The organism is Pseudomonas sp. KH_046_2 (assembly GCF_057838985.1).
This window is the reverse complement of record NZ_CM174480.1, coordinates 3,727,391-3,747,324: the sequence shown is the minus strand read 5'-3', so window position 1 is coordinate 3,747,324 and position 19,934 is coordinate 3,727,391. Positions and strand designations below refer to the sequence as shown.

19 protein-coding genes are annotated in these 19,934 nt (G+C 61.8%); 1 reads left to right on the top strand and 18 read right to left on the bottom strand.

The window, feature by feature from the left end; translation table 11 throughout:
- Positions 1 to 29: 29 nt before the first annotated feature.
- The 6 genes from AC3IX1_RS16890 to ribBA form a co-directional block, all read right to left on the bottom strand.
- Positions 30 to 1,745: an amidase gene (locus AC3IX1_RS16890; RefSeq protein WP_489385051.1), complete on the bottom strand. Its 1,716-nt coding sequence runs from the start codon at positions 1,743 to 1,745 to the stop codon at positions 30 to 32.
- A gap of 264 nt (positions 1,746 to 2,009) precedes the next feature.
- The gene (locus AC3IX1_RS16885) at positions 2,010 to 3,164 is read right to left on the bottom strand and encodes an ABC transporter ATP-binding protein (protein WP_414918094.1); all 1,155 of its coding nucleotides are present in this window, start codon (positions 3,162 to 3,164) and stop codon (positions 2,010 to 2,012) included.
- 16 nt (positions 3,165 to 3,180) lie between these two features.
- A complete protein-coding gene (locus AC3IX1_RS16880; protein ID WP_007976227.1) occupies positions 3,181 to 3,990 on the bottom strand; it encodes an ABC transporter permease in 810 nt (269 codons plus the stop codon).
- A 6-nt stretch (positions 3,991 to 3,996) separates the two neighbouring features.
- Positions 3,997 to 4,941, bottom strand: a complete 945-nt coding sequence (locus AC3IX1_RS16875; RefSeq protein ID WP_489385050.1) for an ABC transporter permease — start codon at positions 4,939 to 4,941, stop codon at positions 3,997 to 3,999.
- Entirely contained in the window at positions 4,938 to 5,963 is a 1,026-nt protein-coding gene (locus AC3IX1_RS16870) for an ABC transporter substrate-binding protein (RefSeq protein WP_095967714.1), read from the bottom strand. Before AC3IX1_RS16870 ends, AC3IX1_RS16875 begins: the two co-directional genes overlap by 4 nt.
- Before the next feature lie 352 nt (positions 5,964 to 6,315).
- On the bottom strand, positions 6,316 to 7,425 hold the full coding sequence (ribBA, locus tag AC3IX1_RS16865; RefSeq protein ID WP_489385049.1) for a bifunctional 3,4-dihydroxy-2-butanone-4-phosphate synthase/GTP cyclohydrolase II: 1,110 nt from the start codon (positions 7,423 to 7,425) through the stop codon (positions 6,316 to 6,318).
- 70 nt (positions 7,426 to 7,495) lie between these two features.
- On the opposite strand from ribBA, the gene AC3IX1_RS16860 reads away from it, so the two are divergent.
- On the top strand, positions 7,496 to 7,792 hold the full coding sequence (locus tag AC3IX1_RS16860; protein ID WP_489385048.1) for a DUF1330 domain-containing protein: 297 nt from the start codon (positions 7,496 to 7,498) through the stop codon (positions 7,790 to 7,792).
- 311 nt (positions 7,793 to 8,103) lie between these two features.
- Here AC3IX1_RS16860 and AC3IX1_RS16855 read toward each other — a convergent pair whose 3' ends face one another.
- The 12 genes from AC3IX1_RS16855 to AC3IX1_RS16800 form a co-directional block, all read right to left on the bottom strand.
- Positions 8,104 to 9,207, bottom strand: a complete 1,104-nt coding sequence (locus AC3IX1_RS16855) for an IS110 family RNA-guided transposase (RefSeq protein ID WP_489385047.1) — start codon at positions 9,205 to 9,207, stop codon at positions 8,104 to 8,106.
- Between the two features lie 94 nt (positions 9,208 to 9,301).
- On the bottom strand, positions 9,302 to 10,606 hold the full coding sequence (locus AC3IX1_RS16850; protein WP_489385046.1) for an IS4 family transposase: 1,305 nt from the start codon (positions 10,604 to 10,606) through the stop codon (positions 9,302 to 9,304).
- A gap of 245 nt (positions 10,607 to 10,851) precedes the next feature.
- Positions 10,852 to 11,415 (bottom strand): NUDIX hydrolase, encoded by a 564-nt coding sequence (locus AC3IX1_RS16845; protein ID WP_489385045.1) that lies wholly within the window; start codon positions 11,413 to 11,415, stop codon positions 10,852 to 10,854.
- 1 nt (position 11,416) lies between these two features.
- The gene (locus tag AC3IX1_RS16840; RefSeq protein WP_046042558.1) at positions 11,417 to 12,169 is read right to left on the bottom strand and encodes a GntR family transcriptional regulator; all 753 of its coding nucleotides are present in this window, start codon (positions 12,167 to 12,169) and stop codon (positions 11,417 to 11,419) included.
- An 88-nt stretch (positions 12,170 to 12,257) separates the two neighbouring features.
- Positions 12,258 to 12,647 (bottom strand): 4-carboxymuconolactone decarboxylase, encoded by a 390-nt coding sequence (gene pcaC, locus AC3IX1_RS16835; protein ID WP_489385044.1) that lies wholly within the window; start codon positions 12,645 to 12,647, stop codon positions 12,258 to 12,260.
- 19 nt (positions 12,648 to 12,666) lie between these two features.
- The gene (locus tag AC3IX1_RS16830; RefSeq protein WP_489385043.1) at positions 12,667 to 14,118 is read right to left on the bottom strand and encodes an NAD-dependent succinate-semialdehyde dehydrogenase; all 1,452 of its coding nucleotides are present in this window, start codon (positions 14,116 to 14,118) and stop codon (positions 12,667 to 12,669) included.
- Positions 14,119 to 14,272: 154 nt separating this feature from the next.
- Positions 14,273 to 14,758, bottom strand: a complete 486-nt coding sequence (locus tag AC3IX1_RS16825) for a flavin reductase family protein (RefSeq protein WP_056723952.1) — start codon at positions 14,756 to 14,758, stop codon at positions 14,273 to 14,275.
- A 12-nt stretch (positions 14,759 to 14,770) separates the two neighbouring features.
- The gene (locus tag AC3IX1_RS16820) at positions 14,771 to 16,252 is read right to left on the bottom strand and encodes an aldehyde dehydrogenase (protein WP_489385042.1); all 1,482 of its coding nucleotides are present in this window, start codon (positions 16,250 to 16,252) and stop codon (positions 14,771 to 14,773) included.
- Positions 16,249 to 17,082 (bottom strand): alpha/beta fold hydrolase, encoded by an 834-nt coding sequence (locus AC3IX1_RS16815; protein ID WP_489385041.1) that lies wholly within the window; start codon positions 17,080 to 17,082, stop codon positions 16,249 to 16,251. The genes AC3IX1_RS16820 and AC3IX1_RS16815 overlap by 4 nt, the downstream gene beginning before the upstream one ends.
- 44 nt (positions 17,083 to 17,126) lie before the next feature.
- Complete coding sequence (locus AC3IX1_RS16810; RefSeq protein WP_007978708.1) at positions 17,127 to 17,717, bottom strand: amino acid synthesis family protein; 591 nt, start codon at positions 17,715 to 17,717, stop codon at positions 17,127 to 17,129.
- 357 nt (positions 17,718 to 18,074) lie between these two features.
- Entirely contained in the window at positions 18,075 to 19,172 is a 1,098-nt protein-coding gene (gene tssA / locus AC3IX1_RS16805; protein ID WP_489385040.1) for a type VI secretion system protein TssA, read from the bottom strand.
- A gap of 94 nt (positions 19,173 to 19,266) precedes the next feature.
- Positions 19,267 to 19,785, bottom strand: coding sequence for an Hcp family type VI secretion system effector (locus tag AC3IX1_RS16800; RefSeq protein WP_489385039.1), 519 nt, complete (start codon positions 19,783 to 19,785; stop codon positions 19,267 to 19,269).
- Between the last annotated feature and the right edge of the window lie 149 nt (positions 19,786 to 19,934).

Genomic DNA, 19,934 nt, shown 5'->3' with positions numbered 1-19,934 from the left:
GCTCGAGTGAGCCGCCACGGTTTTACGGGTCAGCGCTTGTCAGCGACCAATGGCGGGGTACGCGGCGGGATCATGCGTTTGTTTCCGGTCGACTCGAACGCCGACGCCAGGTGCAGCAGCGACGAGTCGTCATAGGCGCGCCCGGCAAACGTCAGGCCGACCGGCATGCCGATGTCCGGCATCACGCCCATCGGCACGGTGACCGTTGGCACGCCCAGATGACGGATGGCGAGGTTGCCGTTGGCGACCCACACACCGTTGCTCCAGGCAATATCCGCCGATTGCGGATCGACATCGGCATTCGCCGGGCCCACATCGGCGACCGTCGGGAACAGCACCGCGTCGAGGCCCAGGCGATCCATCCAGTCTTCCAGATCGATCTTGCGGGTCTTTTCCAGTCCGCGCAGGCCGTCCGGCATCGTGCTGATCTGGTCCCACGGGGTGATGCCACGCTCGGCCATGCGCACGTATTCGTCCATGCCGGCGACCAGGTCGCCCTCGCGGTTGGGCAGGGTGCCCGGGTCGTGAGGGAAGATCTGCGGGCCGTCGACATCGACGAGGCGATTCAGTTTGGGATCGCCGTTCGCTTGCAGGAAATCATCGAAGGCCCAGGCGGTCAGGTCCCACAGTTCATGGTGTAAAAATTCCTTGGAGACGATGCCGCGATTGAACACGGTCGGCGCGCCAGGACGATCGCCTTCGCAATTGGAGACTAGCGGGAAGTCCACATCGAGCACTTCGGCGCCCGCGGCTTCGAGGGCCTTGCGCGCCTGCTCCCAGAGCCCGATCACCGAAGGACGGGTGTTGATGCGTTGGCCGGTCGGGCCACCGATGCCCGGTGCTTCTGAGGTGCCGGCTTCAGGGTCGGCATTGATGTACATGCGCGGGATGCCGAACTTCTTGCCTTTGAGCGCTTCGCTGTTGGCGGCCAGCGCCGCGTAGGATTTGGGGCGCACCAAGGACGAGCTCGGGATCGGCACCCAGGGTTGCAGGCGCCACAGGTCGCCGCGGGTGTCCGGGTCATCGGCCACTACCACGTCGAGCACTTCGAGCAGGTCGGCCATGGTCCGGGCGAACGGCACGACCACGTCCATGGTCGGGGTCAACGGCCAGTTGCCGCGCACCGAGATCACCCCGCGCGAAGGCGTATAGGCGCACAAACCATTGTTCGAGGCCGGGCCACGACCGCTCGACCAGGTTTCTTCCGCCAGGCCGAAAGCCGCGAAGCTTGCGGCAGTGGCAGTACCCGCGCCGTTCGATGAGCCGGAGGCGAAAGGGGCGGTGAGGTAGTCAGCGTTGTACGGGCTCTCGGCGCGGCCGTAGACGCCGCGCTGCATCCCGCCGTTGGCCATCGGCGGCATGTTGGTCTTGCCCAGGCAGATGGCCCCGGCAGCACGCAGACGTTCGATGGTGAACGCATCGCGATAGGCGACCAGGTCCTTGAAGGCCGGGCTGCCGGAAGCGGCGGTGAGGCCCTTGACCAGATAGCTGTCCTTGGCCGTGTAAGGGATACCGTCCAGCGCTCCCAGGGTCTGGCCCTTGGCGCGACGGGCGTCGGACGCCTGCGCTTCGGCGAGCGCCTCGGGGTTGCGAACCACGACCGCGTTCAGCGCGGTAGGGGTTTCGGGGCCGTCATAGGCGTCGATCCGCGCGAGATAAGCCTGGACCAGTTCAACCGAGGTGGTCTGGCCGGATTCGAGCGCAGCGCGCAGCTCGGCAATGGAAACTTCGGTAACTTCGATCATGCTGCCACCGCCGCTTGCAGGTGGAGGGTCCCAAACACTTCACTTTTCTCGAAATGGACTTTCATATCGTTATTCTCGTTGCACTGTGTGGCACGACAGGGTCGGGTGTTAAAAATACTGAGCACTATTTAGCATTAAACCGGGATTTTAGGAATCCGTTGTCCAATTTATCTTACAGGCGACAGAAAAAAGGCCACCACAACCCGACGTTGTGATGGCCCGAGGGTGACTCATTATAGTGGCCCGCGCGCGCAGGCCAATGGATCAGTGAGCGCCGGCAGCCTTGTTCAGGTCGCTTTCGGCCCACTCGGTGTACACGCAGGCATCCGCCGTGGCCCAGCGCACTCGCACCGGGTCGCCGGCCTTGAGTGGCATGCCGGCGGCGGACAGCGCCTTGACCGTCATCGAGGTGCCACCGGCGGTGACCACGCTGCAGGTCTGGCTTTCGCCGAGAAACAGTACTTCCACGACCTTGGCCGAGACTTCGTTCCAGCCGGCGGCCAGCGGTTCGGCAAGGGCTTGTTCATTGCTCAGGGCCAGGGCTTTTTCCGGACGCACCATCAGCAGCACGTCCTGATCGGTTTGCAGGCCGGCGGTGAGGCGGATCGACAGCGGTTGCCCCTCGAAGGTCGCCACCGCATTACCCTGGGCCTTGAGCTTGAGGAAGTTCGAGTTGCCGAGGAACGAGGCGACAAAGGCGTTCGGCGGGTTCTGGTACAGGTCATAGCCGCTGCCCAGGCCGACGATCTTGCCGTGGCTGAAAATCGCGATGCGCTGGGACAGGCGCATGGCTTCTTCCTGATCGTGGGTCACGTAGACGATGGTGATGCCCAGGCGCCGATGCAGCTGACGCAGTTCATCCTGCAAGTCTTCACGCAGTTTCTTGTCCAGTGCACCGAGGGGTTCGTCCATCAGCAGGATGCGTGGCTCATAGACCAGCGCCCGTGCAATGGCGACTCGTTGCTGCTGACCACCGGAGAGTTGCGAAGGGCGGCGATGGGCGAACTGCTCGAGTTGCACCAGTTTGAGCATCGCATCGACCCGGCGCTCGCGCTCGGCGGTGGCCAGTTTGCGGATGGCCAGCGGGAAGGCGATGTTGTCGCGTACCGACAGGTGCGGGAACAACGAGTAGCGCTGGAACACCATGCCGATATCACGCTTGTGCGGCGGCACGTTCACCAGCGACTGGCCGTTGACCAGGATCTCGCCGCTGCTCGGGGTTTCGAAGCCGGCCAGCATCGACAGCGTGGTGCTTTTGCCCGAGCCGCTGGAGCCGAGGAAGGTGAGGAATTCGCCGTCCTTGATGTCCAGCGAGATGTTGTCCACGGCGGCAAAGTCGCCGTAGTGCTTGTTCAGGTTACGCAGGCTGACCAGGGGTTTGTCATTTTGCTGCGCGGAATCTTTGATCACTGCACTCATGTCGTACTCCTGGCGCTCAAGCGCTGATTTCGTTGCGCCGGCGCAGAGCGGCGGCGATCACCATGACCAATACCGAGAGGCCGATCAGCAGCGTCGAGGCGACGGCGATCACGGGCGTCAGGTCCTGGCGCAGGGTGGTCCACATTTTCACGGGAAGGGTTTGCAGGGTCGGGCTGGCCATCATCACGCTCAGCACCACTTCATCCCACGAGACGAGGAAGGCGAAGAGGGCGCCGGCCACCATGCCCGGACGGATCGCCGGGAAGGTCACCTTGAACACCGCTTGCAGGCGCGAGGCGCCGCAGATCACCGCCGCATCCTCGATCGACTGGTCGAACAGCTTCAGCGAGTTGATGATCGAGATGATGGTGAACGGCAGCGCGACGATGACGTGGCTGACCACGAACGCGAACATGGTCCCGGTGTAACCCAGTTTCAGGAACAGCGCGTACACCGCCACGGCGATGATCACCAGCGGCACGATCATCGGCAGGGTGAACAGACCGTAGAGCATTTCCCGGCCGGGAAAACGGCCGCGCACCAAGGCAAACGCGGTGGGCAAGCCCAAGGCGACGGCGAAGAACGTGGTCAGTACCGCGACTTTCAGGCTGGCCATGGCCGCGTTCATCCAGTCGGCATTGGAGAAGAACTGGCCGTACCATTTCAGCGTCCAGCCCGGTGGCGGGAACACCAGCCATTGCGACGAGCCGAACGACAGCAGCACGATGAACACGATCGGCAGCAGCAGGAACAGACCGATCAGCCCGGTGGTGGCATACAGGCCGAAGCGCATGCGCCGGCTCATGGCATTGGGGGTCAGGAGCATGACGGCTTACCTCGCGTTGCTGGCGCCAACCGGGGATTCCGGCTGGAGCTTCAGGTAGAAGTAGAACAACACCAGCGTGATCACGATCAGCAACGCGGCGCCGGCGCTGGCCAGGCCCCAGTTGAGGAACGACTGCACCTGCTGAATGATGAACTCGGGCAGCATCATGTTCTGCGCACCGCCCAGCAGCGCCGGGGTCACGTAGTAACCGAGGGACATCACGAACACCATCAAACCACCGGAGAACAGCCCCGGCCGGCACAGCGGCAGGAACACCCGGAAGAAGTTGGTCCAGGGGCTGGCGCCGCAGATCGAACCGGCCTGCAGGATCATCGGGTCGATGGCCTGCATGGTCGCCTGCAACGGCAGCACGATGAACGGGATCATGATGTAGCTCATGCCGATAACCACGCCGGTGAGGTTGTGCACCATCTCCAGCGGTTGATCGATGATGCCCATCGCCATCAACGCCTTGTTGATCACCCCGGAGGCCTGTAACAGCACCAACCAGGAATAAGTGCGGGCGAGCAGGCTGGTCCACATCGACAGCAGCACGATGTTGAGGATCCAGCGACCCCAGCCACGCGGCACCAGGGTGATCGCCCAGGCCAGCGGGAAGCCCAGCAACAGGCTGAACAACGTCACCAGGCCGGCCACCGAGAAGGTGTTGAGCAGCACCCGGGCATAGGCCGAGTTGGCGAACAGTTGCTCGTAGTTGCCAAGGCCCGGCACCGGTTCCAGCACGCCGCGCAAGAGCAGGCCAATCAACGGCGCGAGAAAGAACAGGCCGAGGAACAGCAGGGCGGGCACCAGGTTGCTCGCGCCACGCCAGCGCTGGGCCAAGGAAGCAGATTGCGTCATCACAGCTGCCTTGGCGGGCGCCGAACCGGCAGCGCCAGTGGCGCTCCCGGTGGCAGTGGATGGACGAGACGCGGTTGCCGTCATTTTCATTTGACCAGCCATTCGTTCCACCGTGTCGCGATGGCCGGACCGTTCTTGGCCCAGTACGCGAAATCAAGAGTGATCTGATCCTTTGCGTAAGCGGTCGGCAGGTTAGGGGCCAGCGCCGAGTCCAGGCGCGCCACGCTGTCGACGTTGACCGGGGCGTAGGCGGTCAGGTTGGAGAAGTCCGCCTGACCCTTGGCACTGCTGGCGTTGGCCAGGAACTTCATCGCAGCGTCCTTGTTTTTCGAACCCTTGGGAATGACCAGGATGTCGGCCATGACCAGGTTCTGCTTCCAGCTTACGCCGACCGGGGCGCCGTCTTCTTGCAGGGCGTGGATCCGGCCGTTCCAGAACTGGCCCATGCTCGCTTCACCGGAGGCCAGCAGCTGCTGCGACTGCGCGCCGCCGCCCCACCAGACGATGTCTTTCTTGATGGTGTCGAGTTTTTTGAACGCACGGTCCAGGTCCAGCGGGTAGAGCTTGTCCGCCGCTACACCGTCGGCCAGCAGCGCCAGTTCCAGCACGCCAGGGCTTGGCCATTTGTAGAGGGCGCGTTTGCCGGGATAGGTCTTGGTGTCGAACAGCGCGGACCAGTCCTGAGGCTTGTTGGCGCCAAGCTTGCCTTCGTTGTAGCCGAGGACGAAGGAGAAGAAGAACGAACCGACACCGTGGTCGCTGACGAAACGCGGGTCGATCTTGTCGCGTTCAATGACTTTGAAATCGAGGGGTTCGAGCAAGCCTTCGGCGGCGGCGCGCAGGGCGAAGTCGGCTTCGACGTCGACCACGTCCCACTGCACGTTGCCGCTCTCGACCATGGCCTTGAGCTTGCCGTAGTCGGTCGGGCCATCCTGCACCACGGTGATGCCGCTGGCCTTGCTGAACGGGTCGGCCCAGGCCTGCTTCTGCGCATCCTGGGTGCTGCCGCCCCAACTCACGAAGTTGACGCTTTCAGCCGCTAGCAATGCCTGGCTGGTCACACTCAGCAGTCCCGCAAAAAGAACCGCGGTCGCACGTTTGTTCAACACCATTTTCACGCCCTCATTGTTGTGTTTATGAGCGGGGCTTTGGAGTGCCCGCCTATCGGGAGCAGTAGGCCCGTCGAGTCAGTACTGACTGTTCGGTCTATGGAATATCATATTATGGTATTCCAAACTTTGTGCAAGCACTTTGCCGTACCGGCTATCAGCCAAAGGTGGATTTTTTCCTGTAATCGAATGCAGACCTGTGGCGAGGGGGCTTGCCGGAATGCCGCACCACCCCGTTCGGCTGCGAAGCAGTCGCACAATCGAGTGACTGGGTCTGTCTTAATGACGCTGGGGGGCGCTTCGCGCCCCAACGGGGGCAAGCCCCCTCGCCACAGGTCTTAGGCAGGGCTCGGAATCACTCGGTAAACGCAATGCTCTCCACCACTTCCAGGTCATACCCGGTCAAGCCCGCATACTTCAGTGGCGGGCCGAGGTGGCGCAATTTGCCGACGCCCAGGTTCTGCAGGATCTGCGCACCGGTGCCCACTTCCGAATAGATCCGCGATTGCGACCGGCTGAACTGCCGGGGCGGCTGGGTCAATTGCGGCACCCGTTCGAGCAACGCCTGGGAAGATTCGTGATTGGCCAGCACCACCACCACGCCGTGGCCTTCGGCGGCGACGCGCTGCAAGGCTGCCCACAACGTCCAGTTGGTCGGTCCGCTGTACTCGGCACCGACCAGGTCACGCAGCGGGTCGATCACATGCACGCGCACCAGTGTCGGTTCGTCGCGGCGCAGATCACCCATGACCATGGCCATGTGGACACCGCCTTCGATGCGGTCCTCAAAGGTGATCAGACGAAAGGTGCCGTGCACGGTCGGCAGGTCACGTTCACCGATGCGCACGATGGTGTGTTCGGTGCTCAGGCGATAGTGGATCAGGTCGGCGATGGTGCCGATCTTGATCCCGTGCTTGCGCGCGAACACTTCCAGGTCCGGGCGGCGGGCCATGGTGCCGTCATCGTTCATCACTTCGACGATCACCGAGGCCGGGGTATGGCCGGCCAGGCGTGCCAGGTCGCATCCGGCTTCGGTATGGCCGGCACGGGTCAGCACGCCGCCTTCGCGGGCGCGCAACGGGAAGATATGGCCCGGTTGCACGATGTCGGCAGGGCCGGCGTTGGCGGCGACGGCAGCGGCCACGGTGCGTGCCCGATCCGCCGCTGAAATGCCGGTGGTGACGCCGACAGCGGCTTCGATGGACACGGTGAATGCGGTGCTGAACACGCTGCCATTGCTTGGCACCATCTGCTCCAGGCCCAGGCGTTTGCAGTGCTCGTCGGTCAAGGTCAGACAGATCAGGCCCCGGGCTTCTCGGGCCATGAAGCTGATCGCTTCGGGCGTGCAGCAGTCGGCGGCCAGCAACAGGTCGCCTTCGTTTTCCCGGTCTTCATCGTCGACCAGCAGGACCATTTTGCCGAGGCGGTAATCTTCGATGATTTCTTCGATGCTGTTGAAGGCCATGCTGGAGTCTCAGTGTTTGTTGGATTGGTAATGTGGTATACCATAATACAAAACAAACCGAGAGGTCACTATGAAGGCGTACTGGATTGCTCACGTGGATATCACCGACCCCGATCAATACAGCCAATACACCCAGCGGGCGCCGAAGGCGTTTGCCCTGTATGGCGGTCGGATTCTGGCGCGGGGTGGGCGTAGCGAGGCGATGGAAGGTAGGTCTACGCCGCAGCGCAGTGTGGTGATCGAGTTTAATTCCTATGAGCAGGCGGTGGCTTGCTATCACTCGGCGTTGTATCAGGAGGCGAGGGGGTATCGTGAGGGGGTGGCTTTGGCTGAGGTGATTATTGTCGAGGGCATGGCGCCGCTCTGAAAAGCGACTGAGTACATATCCGTTGCTGCGGTAACGGCGGCTGGCGGTTTCGCCCTTATGTATGGACTCGCCCCTACGGTCTACCTGCTTTTCAAACACTGCTACCCGGTTGCATCTATGTATAAGGCCTGTTCGAGGAAGCTGTCTTCGGCTTCTGGCCAACATTGGTTGAGCTCGCGGCATGCCGATTACGTTCAGGCCTCGAAGGCCGGTAAGGGCGCAGGCATCGATCCGCGACGGTCTGACCTGGGGTCAATGTTTTCTAGCAGGGGCTGGAGCGCCTTGGCGCCCCGGAGGCAGAACGCTGTCGATCAGTAACTTGGCGCAGCTGGCCGGCCATTGGCCGGTTGGCTGCGGTAAGTCTGGTCATTTTGTAGCAGCACCCAAACGATTCGAAGGTTGCGGTTCGCCAACCGTATCGCCGCTTCCTTGCGTCCCAGTCGACCCAGCCAACGTTGCAACCGACGATCGTCGGGCTGCTCTGAATCAGGGCGCAAATGCCTCAATACCGCGTGAGCCCCTTGAACCATCAGGCTGCGCACATAGCTGTCGCCTCGTTTGCTCATCCTGCCCAGGCGAATCTTCTGCCCACTGCTGTTCTGCTCAGGCACCATGCCAAAGTAGGCCGCGAACTGGCGTGCATTGGCAAAACGTTCAGGTTCGGTCTCCTTGGCCAAAAGCGCTGTGGCGATGATCGGGCCGATACCGCGCACGGTCATCAGTCGCCGGGCTGTTTTATCCTCGTTCGCGGCGCTCTCCAGGCGACCGGTCAGCACGTTGATCCGTTCGCCTAACTGACGCCACTCGCCCAGCAGCTCGTCTATCAGCTCACGCAATATGTCTGGCAATGGTTGTGTCGCGTCTTCCAGCACCCGAGGCAGGGTCTGACTGATAGCGACATCACCTTGTGCCAGGGTTATACCGTGTTCCATCAGCAAGCCCCGCATCTGGTTACTCATGGCTGTGCGCCGACGGACATAACCCTGCCGGGCACGGTGCAAGGCCTGCATGGCCAGTGCTGTGGCACTTTTGATGGGGACCGCCGCAATTTTGCTGTCGCGCCCCGCACGCAATATGGCCCGGGCATCATTACGATCATTTTTGGCGCCGCTGCGGTGCTTGGCCACAAGTTGCGCCGGAAGAATTCGCGCCAGATTGCCCTGAGCCTGTAGCTGCCGCGCCCATGCTTGAGCGCCTGGGCCCGTTTCTACCAGCACCACTACGGTTGGCGGCAGTTTGCGCAGGAAGGTATGAAAGGCTTCACGCGACTTGATTCGCTCTTCGTAAAGCACTTGGCCAAGGGCATCTTCCCCCGCGACCTGGAATATCTGCTTGGCAAGATCGACTGCCACTGTCGTGCATGTCGATAGATCGGTTGGAGACAGGGACTGTTTAACCGTCGTATTCTTTTTCATGGATTCGCCCTCGCTGTCGGTGGCTTCTTAGACTGCCCCCGTGGCGCATTGACGCCTCGGCGCGGGCGAGTCCATCCAATTACGGCCAGCCCTTTCAAGGTGTTTTCCCTTTATGGGCCTTAAGCCCCCGATCGGTCGACACATGAGCATGCGCAGCTTTGCCGTCCAGCCACTCCTTGGGTTTGGCGATTTTGGGACCGCGTATGCTTTTGGCCACTTGCTTGGGCTTGATATTCCTGGCCAGCGCCAACAGTCGCATTGCCAGCGTTTCCAGGGTCGTTTGAAGGGGCAGGTAATCTGAGGGTAACGCGATCTGCATGCCCTCGTAACCGCTACGCACTTGCACGGTCAGATGGAAGATCGAAGCCTCCCAACCTTCAGGCAATGTCTCGCGATGAGCCTGTTCCACGCTACGTTTGAGCACTGCCAGGACGTTGTAGGCCAAGATCGCCGAAGCAAAACCCAGCAAGGCCGCCCGGGGAGCGCCAAGGCTTTCGATTTCACTGTCCAGCACCGATTCCAGGCGTTGGAACATCCCTTCGATACTCCAGCGACGACGATATAAATCGGCGATTTGCACGGCGCTGATGGTGTCGGGCAAGTTGCTCCAGAACCACATCACGCAGTCGCCTGATTCGGTAGGTGTTTGCAGGGTCAGTTCAACTCGGCGCCAGCGATGACCACCTTTGAGTTCGATGATTTGCTCGCGCACCGTGCCGGATTCAACCGCCACAGGTTCTTGCCAGCTGCCTTCCTCCATCAACCGTGGATGTTTGCTTGGCTGGCGAATAATGAACGAAGCCTGCGTTTCCTCGCAGGCTTGCATGACGGGCAGCGTGCAATACAGCCGATCGGCCATCCACAGCTGACCCTTAGTAGCGCGGGCCAACAACGGCAGCACGCTGACGCGTTCACTCGCGTAGGCATCCTCGCAAGGTTGCAAGTCGACGATCTGATCCAGGTCCGGGTCGTAGACCACGACTGAAAACCCTGGCCGGGCCGCACCTCGTTCCCGGCGCAAAGCCCCCAAGCGTTTTTCGGTAGAAGGCAGGTGGTTACCGTCGACAATGCGCAATTGCCAGCCAGGCAAAATGGCGGGACAACCCAACTCCTCTATCGTCGGGGTCAGGCGCTCAGCGCTCCCTGTGACCAACGCCCGCAGCAATGCAGGCTCTGTGCGACTGACCTTGTCATAGAGCGCCGCCAAGGTAACCGGTAGGTCATCCATCTGGCGGGCAGCGGCATGCAAGGAAGGGCGCAAACCCAATGAAACAAGGGACATCAGTTCAACGATGGTCGAAAACAAAAGCTCACGCGGGTATTGGCGTTGACGGTGTTCTTCGAACACCTGATCAACCCATTCGGCAGGAACAGCCTGCTCCAGTATCAACTTGGTCATGACACTGGCCGGTGTCTTTTTTTCAAACCGTGCTAGAACTTCTGCCCACATCGTTTTCGTCACCCTGACTGGAGTTTTAGGAGGTTCTAAACGAAGACCTTGAAAGGGCTGGCTGTAAGAGCGGAACCATAAGTGGCCGTTACCGCAGAAACGGATATGTACACCCGTAAAGATCCATGCCGCCTACCACACCGCTATCGCGAGCAAGCTCGCTCCCACAGGTGGCAGATCAAAATCCACGGCTATCAGCGGATGAAATGGATTTTGCCGCTGTCATCATTACCCATATAGATGCCATACACCCCAGCCTGCCGCTCCTCGATATAACGCTCAAGGATCTGCCGGATCGCCGGATAGTAGATGCTGTCCCAGGGAATCTCCTCGGGCGCGAAGAATCGGTAGTCGAGGGTTTCCGGCCCGTACTGCCCGGTAATCTCCAGCGCGATGGCGCGGAAGATGATGTACACCTCGCTGATCTGCGGCACGCTGAAAATCGAATAGGGCGAGACGATTTCCGCGCGCACGCCGCTTTCTTCCCAGACCTCGCGCAAGGCCGCCTGCTCGGTGGTCTCGCCGCTTTCCATGAAGCCCGCCGGCAAGGTCCAGGTGCCCGGACGCGGCGGAATCGCGCGTTGGCACAGCAAATACTTGCCGTCCTGCTCGATGATGCAGCCGGCAATGATCTTCGGATTGATGTAGTGGATGTAGCCGCAACCGCGGCACATCAGGCGCTCGTGCGTATCGCCCGGCGGCACCTGTGACCTAAGGTCTGCGCTGCCGCACTTGGGGCAAAAGCTCGGGCTGAACATGTCAGCGACCTATGCGCGGTTCTTTCAGCGCGATGGGTTGGGTGATCGCCGGGATGTCGCCGGTTTCTTCCTGCTTGCGCTTGAGGTAATCCAGGGCCACGGCAGCGGCCGCACGCACGTGGTCGACGCAAGCCTGGTGGGCGGCCAGCGGGTCACCGCCCTTGATCGCCTCGACCATGCGCTCCATTTCCTGGTTACTGGCGCCACGACGGTTTTCCTGGGACACCGAGGTCGCGCGCAGGTAGCTGATGCGTGCCTGCAACTGGCGCAGCTGAGTGGCCGCGACATGGTTGCCCGAACCTTCGAGCAGCACATCGTAGAAACCCTGCACCGAGTCGATGACCTGTTGCAGTTCGCCGTCTTTGAGCGCCTTGCGGTTTTCTTCCAGGGCTTTTTCCAGGGCCTTGATGTCCTTGGCCTTGGCGCGCAGGGTGAACAGTTGCACGATCAGCCCTTCGAGTACGCAGCGCAGCTCGTAGATGTCCACGGCATCGGCCAGGGTGATGATCGCGACACGCGGGCCCTTGGCATCGGCGAATTCCACCAGGCCTTCGGATTCAAGGTGACGCAAGGCTTCGCGCACGGAAGTACGGCTGACGCCCAGGCGATCGCACAGATCGCGTTCGACCAGACGGTCTCCCGGCAGGAGCTGGAAGTTCATGATGGCGCTTCGCAGTTTATCCAGCACGATTTCGCGCAGGGTAACGGGGTTGCGATTGACCTTGAAGCTGTCGTCGAGTGGCAGGCGTTTCATGGGGTCCGCTCTGATTGTGGCTGTCCATGCAAAAAGAGCACTTCGATTACGGGAATCTGGGTGCCCGGTCAGATCAAACAGCCAAGGGTTAACTGGAGGCCTCGGCATCGGCTTCGGCGAAGGCTTCACGGGCGAGCCGGAAACTGTCTACGGCAGCGGGGACACCGCAATAAATGCCGACCTGAAGCAGTATTTCGCGTATTTGCTCACGACTCAGGCCGTTACGCAAGGCGCCGCGCACATGCAGCTTGAGTTCATGGGGCCGGTTGAGGGCCGAGATCATCGCCAGGTTGATCATGCTGCGCTCCTTGAGCGACAAACCCTCACGACCCCAGACATGACCCCAACAATATTCGGTGACCATTTCCTGCAACGGTCGGGTGAAGTCGTCGGCGTTTTCGATGGAACGGTTGACGTAGGCTTCGCCCAGCACCTGGGTGCGGATCTTCAGGCCTTGTTCATACTTTTCGTTGTTCATTTGCGTAGCTCCCGTGGGCTCAGAGGCCGCCCATCAAGGTGTATTTGAGTTCCAGGTAATCCTCGATGCCGTACTTGGAACCTTCACGGCCCAAGCCTGAGGATTTGATGCCGCCGAACGGCGCGACTTCGGTGGAAATCAGCCCTTCGTTGATCCCGACCATGCCGTACTCCAGCGCTTCGCTCATGCGCCAGGCGCGGCCCAGGTCGCGGGTGTAGCAATAGGCGGCCAGTCCGAACTCGGTGTCGTTGGCCATCTCGACGGCCTGGGCCTCGGTGTCGAAACGGAACACGGCGGCCAACGGGCCAAAGGTTTCATCCCGGGCGACCTTCATCTGCGTGGTGACGCCGATGAGCACCGTCGGCTGGAAGAAGCCATTGCCCAATGCATGGCGTTCACCGCCGCACAGCAGTTGCGCACCGTGATCCAGCGCGTCTTGCACATGGTCTTCCACCTTGGCCACGGCACGCTCGTTGATCAGCGGCCCTTGGGTGACGCCATCATCGAAACCGCTGCCGACCTTGAGTTGTGAAACCCGCTCGGCCAGGCGCGCGACAAAGGCGTCGTGGATACCGTCCTGCACCAGGAAGCGATTGACGCAGACGCAGGTCTGCCCGGCGTTGCGGAATTTGGCGATCAGCGCGCCTTCAACGGCGCGCTCCAGATCAGCGTCGTCGAAGACAATGAACGGCGCGTTGCCGCCCAGTTCCAGCGAGACTTTTTTCAGGGTCGGCGCGCACTGGGCCATCAGCAGCTTGCCGATGGCGGTGGAACCGGTGAACGAAAGTTTTCGAACCTTTGGACTGGCGGTTAGCTCGCCACCGATGGCAATGGCATCGCCAGTGATCACGTTGAAGATGCCCGCTGGAATGCCAGCCTGTTCCGCCAGTGCGGCCATGGCCAGTGCCGAGAACGGCGTTTCCGGGGCCGGCTTGACGATGCACGGGCAACCGGCCGCCAGCGCGGGGCCGGCCTTGCGGGTGATCATCGCTGCCGGGAAGTTCCACGGCGTGATGGCCGCGACGACGCCAATCGGCTCCTTGGTGACCACGATGCGTGCATCGCCCTTGTGGCTGGGGATGGTGTCGCCGTAGATGCGCTTGGCCTCTTCGGCGAACCACTCGATGAAGCTCGCGGCGTAGAGGATTTCGCCCTTGGCTTCTGCCAGTGGCTTGCCTTGTTCGAGGGTGAGGATTTCGGCCAGGGCGTCGGCGTTTTCCAGCATCAAGGCATGCCAGCGCTTGAGCGTGTTGCTGCGCTCCTTGGCGGTCAGTGCGCGCCAGGCCGGCCAGGCTTTGTTGGCGGCGTCGATGGCCAGGCGCGCATGCTCGGCACCGAGGTTCGGCACCCGGCCGATGAGTTCACCGGTGGCCGGGTTGAAGATGTCCTGATAGGCGCCATCCGGCGCGTCCAGCCATTGGCCATTGATGTAGGCCTGTTGGCGGAACAGTTGCGAGGCTGCTGGGCTCATGCCGGCTCCTGGAAAGAATGAAGACTTATCAGTCTGGTGCAGTACCTGTGGGAGCGAGCTTGCTCGCGATAGCGGTGTATCAGTCGACATACATGTTGAATGTCAGTCCGTCATCGCGAGCAAGCTCGCTCCCACAAGGGATTGTGTAGATCCGTCAGGCCAGGGTGGGCAGCGGCCCCAGCTTGCCTTTGTGGTAGATCATCGGCGTCACCGGTTGCGCGGGCAGGATCAGGTTCTTCACCGCGCCAACGATGATCGCGTGATCACCGCCGTCGTATTCGCGCCACAGTTCGCACTCGATGATCGCCGTGGCCTTGGCCAGGATCGGGTTACCCAAATCGCTCAAGTGCCACTCGATGCCCTTGGCCTTGTCCTTGCCTTTACCGGCGAAGGCATAGGCTTCGGCAGTCTGCTCGGCGGACAGCAAATGAATCGCGAACTGCTTGCTGTCGCGCAGCACCGGGTAGGTGTCGGAGCCGTAGTTGGGGCAGAACAGCACCAGTGCCGGGTCGATCGACAACGCACTGAAGGCGCTGGCGGTGATGCCGACGATGCCGCCTTCCGGGTCGAGGGTGGTGACCACCGTGACCCCGGACGGAAATGAGCTCATCACGTCTTTGTAAATGCCGGGTTCGATCATTTTCCAGGACTCCTAGCGCATCACGAAGGGATCAGGCATCGGTGCCTGGGACAGGTTGATCCACACCGTTTTCAGCTCGGTGTAGGCCAGCACCGAATCGATGCCGCTTTCGCGTCCATAGCCACTGTTCTTGAAGCCGCCGATCGGCGCCATGGCCGAGACCGCGCGGTAGGTGTTGACCCAGATGATCCCCGAACGCACGTCCCGGGCCAGGCGATGGGCGCGGCCCAGGTCGCGGGTCCAGATGCCGGCGGCGAGGCCGAACTGCGAGTCGTTGGCAATCGCCAGGGCTTCGGCTTCGTCCTTGAAACGGATGACCGAAGCCACCGGGCCAAAGACTTCTTCCTGCATGATCTTCATCGAATTGCGGTCGCATTCGAACAGCGTCGGTTCGTAGAACCAGCCGTCGCCCAGATTGGCCGGACGCTTGCCGCCCAGGCGCAGGCGCGCGCCCTCAGCGATGGCATCGGCCACCAGGCCTTCGACCACGGCCAGTTGCTGCGCGGTGGCCATCGGGCCCATTTCGCTGTTGTCGTCCTGGGGGTTGCCGATGCGGATGCGCTGGGCGCGTTCCACCAGACGACCGACGAACTCGTCGTAGATTTCGTCCTGCACCAGCAAGCGCGAACCGGACACGCAGCTCTGCCCGGAGGCGGCATAGATCCCGGCGATGGCGCCGTTGATCGCGCTGTCGAGGTCGGCGTCGGCGAAGATGATGTTCGGCGATTTTCCGCCCAGTTCCAGCGACAGCTTGGCGAAGTTCTCCGCGCTGCTGCGCACCACATGCCGCGCCGTGGCCGCGCCGCCGGTGAAGGCGATCTTGCGGATCAGCGGATGGCGGGTGAGGGCGGCGCCGGTGCTCGGGCCATAACCGGTGACAACGTTGACCACCCCCGGCGGAATCCCGGCTTCCAGCGCCAGACGCGCCAGTTCAAGAATCGTTGCCGAGGCGTGTTCCGACGGCTTGATCACGATGGTGTTGCCCGCGGCGAGGGCCGGCGCAAGTTTGATCGCGGTCAGGTACAGCGGGCTGTTCCACGGAATGATCGCGGCGACCACGCCCATGGCTTCGTGCACGGTGTAGGCAAAGAGGTCCGGCTTGTCCAGCGGCAGGGTGCCGCCTTCGAGCTTGTCCGCCAGGCCTGCGGTGTAGTGGAAGAACTCCGGCAGATAGCCGACCTGGCCGCGGGTTTCGCGGATCAGCTTGCCGTTGTCGCGGCTTTCCAGCTGCGCCAGTTGTTCCTTGTTCTCGGCGATCAGGTCGCCCAGGCGGCGCAGCAATTTGCCGCGCGCGGTGGCGGTCAAACCGCGCCAGGCCGGGCTGTCGAAAGCGGTTTGCGCGGCTTGTACGGCGCGCTCGACATCGGCTTCGTCGGCATCGGGCAATTCGGCCCAAGGCTTGGCCAGCGCCGGGTTGAGGCTTTCGAAGGTCTTGCCGGACAGGGCATCGACCCATTCACCGCCGATGCACATCTGGAAGCGTGCGAGTGTCATGCAACGATCCCCTTGATCTGGTTTTGTTGGGAGTGCGCGGTCTGCAGAAACTCCAGCAACAACTGGTTGACCAGGCGCGGAGACTCTACGGGCATCATATGCCGTTGCTCGGCGAGCACGGCAACGGTCGCGCCGGGAATGCGTTCGGCCAGTTGCCGGGCCATTTCCGGGGTCGAGCCGGGGTCCAGTTCGCCGGTGGCGATCAGCGTCGGCACCTGGATGCTGGCCAGGTCGTCGGCGCGGTACATGTCCTGGGTGGCGAACAGTTCGTAAGTGGTCAGGTAACCCTGAGGGTCATTGCCGGCCAGGGTCTGGCGAATCGCGGCGATCTGCGCCGGGTTCGCCGCCTGGTATTCGCGGCTGAACCAGCGCGACAGCGCCGCTTCGGCATTGGCGTCCGGCCCGTGTTCGGCAGCCTGGCTGGTGCGGGCGATGACCCCGGCGCGCTGTTCGGCGCTGCGGTTGAACACGCTGTTGAGCACCACCAGGCCTTCCAGGCGTTGCGGGTAGTGCAGGGCAAAGGCCCGCGCCACCAGCCCGCCCATGGAAAAACCGATCACCGTGGCCTTGGGCAGTTGCAGATGGTCGAGCAGCTCCAGCAACTGGTTGGCATAGCCGAGCAGCGGCGTGCCGATCGAAGGGCGCGGGCTGGCGCCATGGCCGAGCATGTCGTAGGCGATGACGCGGTACTGCGTGGCCAGGCCGACGATCTGGCCGCCCCACATTTCTTTGTTCAGGCCCACGCCGTGGATCAAGACCACGGGCTGGCCTTGGCCGGTCGCCAGGTAACTGGTACCAGCCGGGGTGAGTTCAGCGGTGAGCCGAATCATGGAGCGCTCCTGCAATGCCTTCTTGTTGTCGTTCTGCTGGCCGGTTACTGGGCTTTTTCGGCTGCCAGCTCTTCCAGGTCGATGTAGCGGTTGCCGATGCGCGGGTGCAGGCGGCCGCCGTCGGCGCAACCCAGGACCACGACGATCTCGTCGGCACGCGGTGCGTCTTCGATCTGCATTTCCAGGGTGATGTAGTGCGAACGCAGGCCTTCGTCGTCCTTGTGCATCATCGGGATCTGGATCGAAGTGCCCGGGCCGCCGCGCTTGTTGGTGAAGCTCAGGTAGCTCTTGGCCTTGACCGCTTCGCGGTAGTGGTTGCCGAAGCGCAGGGTGTGGATCACCGCCGAAGCGTGCTCAATCTCGCCGTCGGCGCCGACCACCGCAGCCTTGCCGTAAGCCTCGATCTTCTCGGCGCCGCCAATGATGCCCACCAGGCGCTCGACCATCAGTGCGCCGAGGTCGGAGCAGTTGGCGCGGATCTGTGGTTTCAGGTCTTCGACGAAACCGTTGCCCAGCCAGGGGTTCTTCATCACCACGGCCAGACCGACCATGGTCACGGGCTTATCGGTGGCTTTGCCGCCTTCAATAAAGGTTTCTTCGACATAGCTGACGATCTTGCGGATTTCGAAACTCATGAGCTGCTCCGTAGAGGTTTGGGTGTCTGTGCGTCTGATGGTATACCATAATACCGGAAGCACAAGTCCCTGAACGGAGTTTCTGGCTGGATGGCACGCAAAAATGTGCGCCACGGGCAGCAGCGGACAAACGGCAGGCACGGGTTTACGCCGGGTGGGGGGGAATGTTGTTGAGGAAGGGGCGAACGCTGTATCTGTGGCGAGGGAGCTTGCTCCCGTTGGGCGCTCCAGAGCGAAATGGCCAATAAATAGAGGGACTGCTCCGCAGTCCGACGGGAGCGAGCTCCCTCGCCACAGGTTATCTATTGATCTTTCAGGGTGGGCTAGAAGGAAGGGGATGGCGTTACCTGATGGTCGTCAGGACTTCGCCTCCTTCGTCCCCAGCACATCACGGATGTTGTCCACCACATTGCTGTCCTTGATCACATCGTTGAGCCAACCCTCGAGCGGCATGTTGCCCCATTTGATCGCGCGTTCGATCAGGTAGGGGACAGGGCTCTGGGGTTCGGTCTGCTTGAAGAACTGCGCGATACCCGCGAGCAGGGTGAATGCCTCGTCGCGGGTTTGCGGTGTGGTGCGCAGCGGCGTGACTGGAATGTCTTGCTGGGTCTGGGTCATTGCGGCACCTGTGGGTTGTGCGCCAGCGCTTTCGGAGACGGCCGGGGTGGGAGCGACAGGGGCCGGGTTCAGTTCGATGCCGCGATCCTTGAGCAGTTTCTCGGCCAGTTGGCCTGCGCGGGACAACACGTCATGGAGCCCGGCAAAGCTCGGCGCGTCGTGGCCGAACAGCCTGTCGGCGGTGCTCTGCAGTTGCTGGCAGGCATTGAGGCTGGCGGCGATTTCGCCGGCTTTCTGGCGCAGGTGATCGGAGTCGGTCAGCACCACCGAACGCTGGAACACCTCGGCGTTGATCTTGCCTTCGTCGAGGGCGGCGCGCATGGCCTGGGGGTTCTGCAACGCCAGGTTTTCGACGTGCCGGGATTCGTCATAGCGCAGCAGGCCGTACGGTTGGCCCTGGGTGATGGGCAGTCCGCCCACCACATCCGCCAGCGACGTCTTCATCCACGCCAGCCGGGCAGCGCGTTCATCGACCCCATCCTCGAGGGAGGGGAAGAGGCCGGTCCAGAAATTGTCCAGCAGGCGTTCGGCCAGGGTCAGGCCGAAGGTGATACCGGTGAAATGGTACTTGTGCGCCAGGGCCTCGTTGAGCCAGGCGACGAGCATCAGGTCCTTGCTCTGTCGAGCCAGGCCCTGGGCAGCCAGGGTGAGGGTCAGATCCCAGTCGGATGACTTCAGATCGGTTTGCCAGTCACCTTGGGTCAGGTAATCGGGGTCTGCTCGCCGTGCTTCTTTCACCTGATCGAACAAGGTGGAAAAGCTCAGGTCTTCGCCGCTCCCCTCATTGATGGGCGCGGTCAGTTCGGCCAGCGAAAGGTCGTTGAGAAATTCAGACATGGGAAACTCTGATCAGAATAAAAGAACACCGCGCCCGCCGGGCAGGCACGGTGCCGAAAACGAGCCGCGTGCGCGGCCCGTCATTACCACGGTTTTATGCGACAGGCTTGTTCGTGGTGCGATCCCAACCACCGGAGACGTTACCGCCGCCCTGGCCATCGGCACGGCTCTGCTGGGTGTAGGTGGTCTTGATGCGCGCGAAGTTGAAGGTGATTTCTTCGATCGGCAGATCGCCAACGGATTTATCTTCACCGTTCTGGCTGCCACCAGCGACCGCTTTCACGGACGACACCACGACCTCTTCCAGGTTGATGGTCAGGTAGGTCACCTTGTCGCCACCGGCGCGGTTCACGTTCAGCTGGATCTTGGCGATGTGGGTGCCTTTGCAGCAGGCTTCGAACAGCTTGGGAGAGGCCTTGTCCACGGCTTTGCGGATGCTGAAGTCGCTCAACGCAACACGCTCCGACGAAGCACCGCCCGAAGAGCTGGCCGTCGCGGAAGTCGCCTGGGTTGCGCCGTACTCGTAGCCCAGCACTTCGATCCAATCCTTGTGTTTGTCGTCCAGAACTTCACCTGGAATGCCGTCGATCTGGATGTATGCGTCAAATGCCATTTCTATTTTCTCCTTACCTTCATTTAAAGGGTGTTATCTGCAAACAGATCACAGCCCTTCGCTTTAACCTCTTTGAAACGATCAAGAGAGGTGTGTTACGGCAGCCTCGGCGAGAACCCAGGCGCCGGTTTTTCTACAACAAGCGCTGG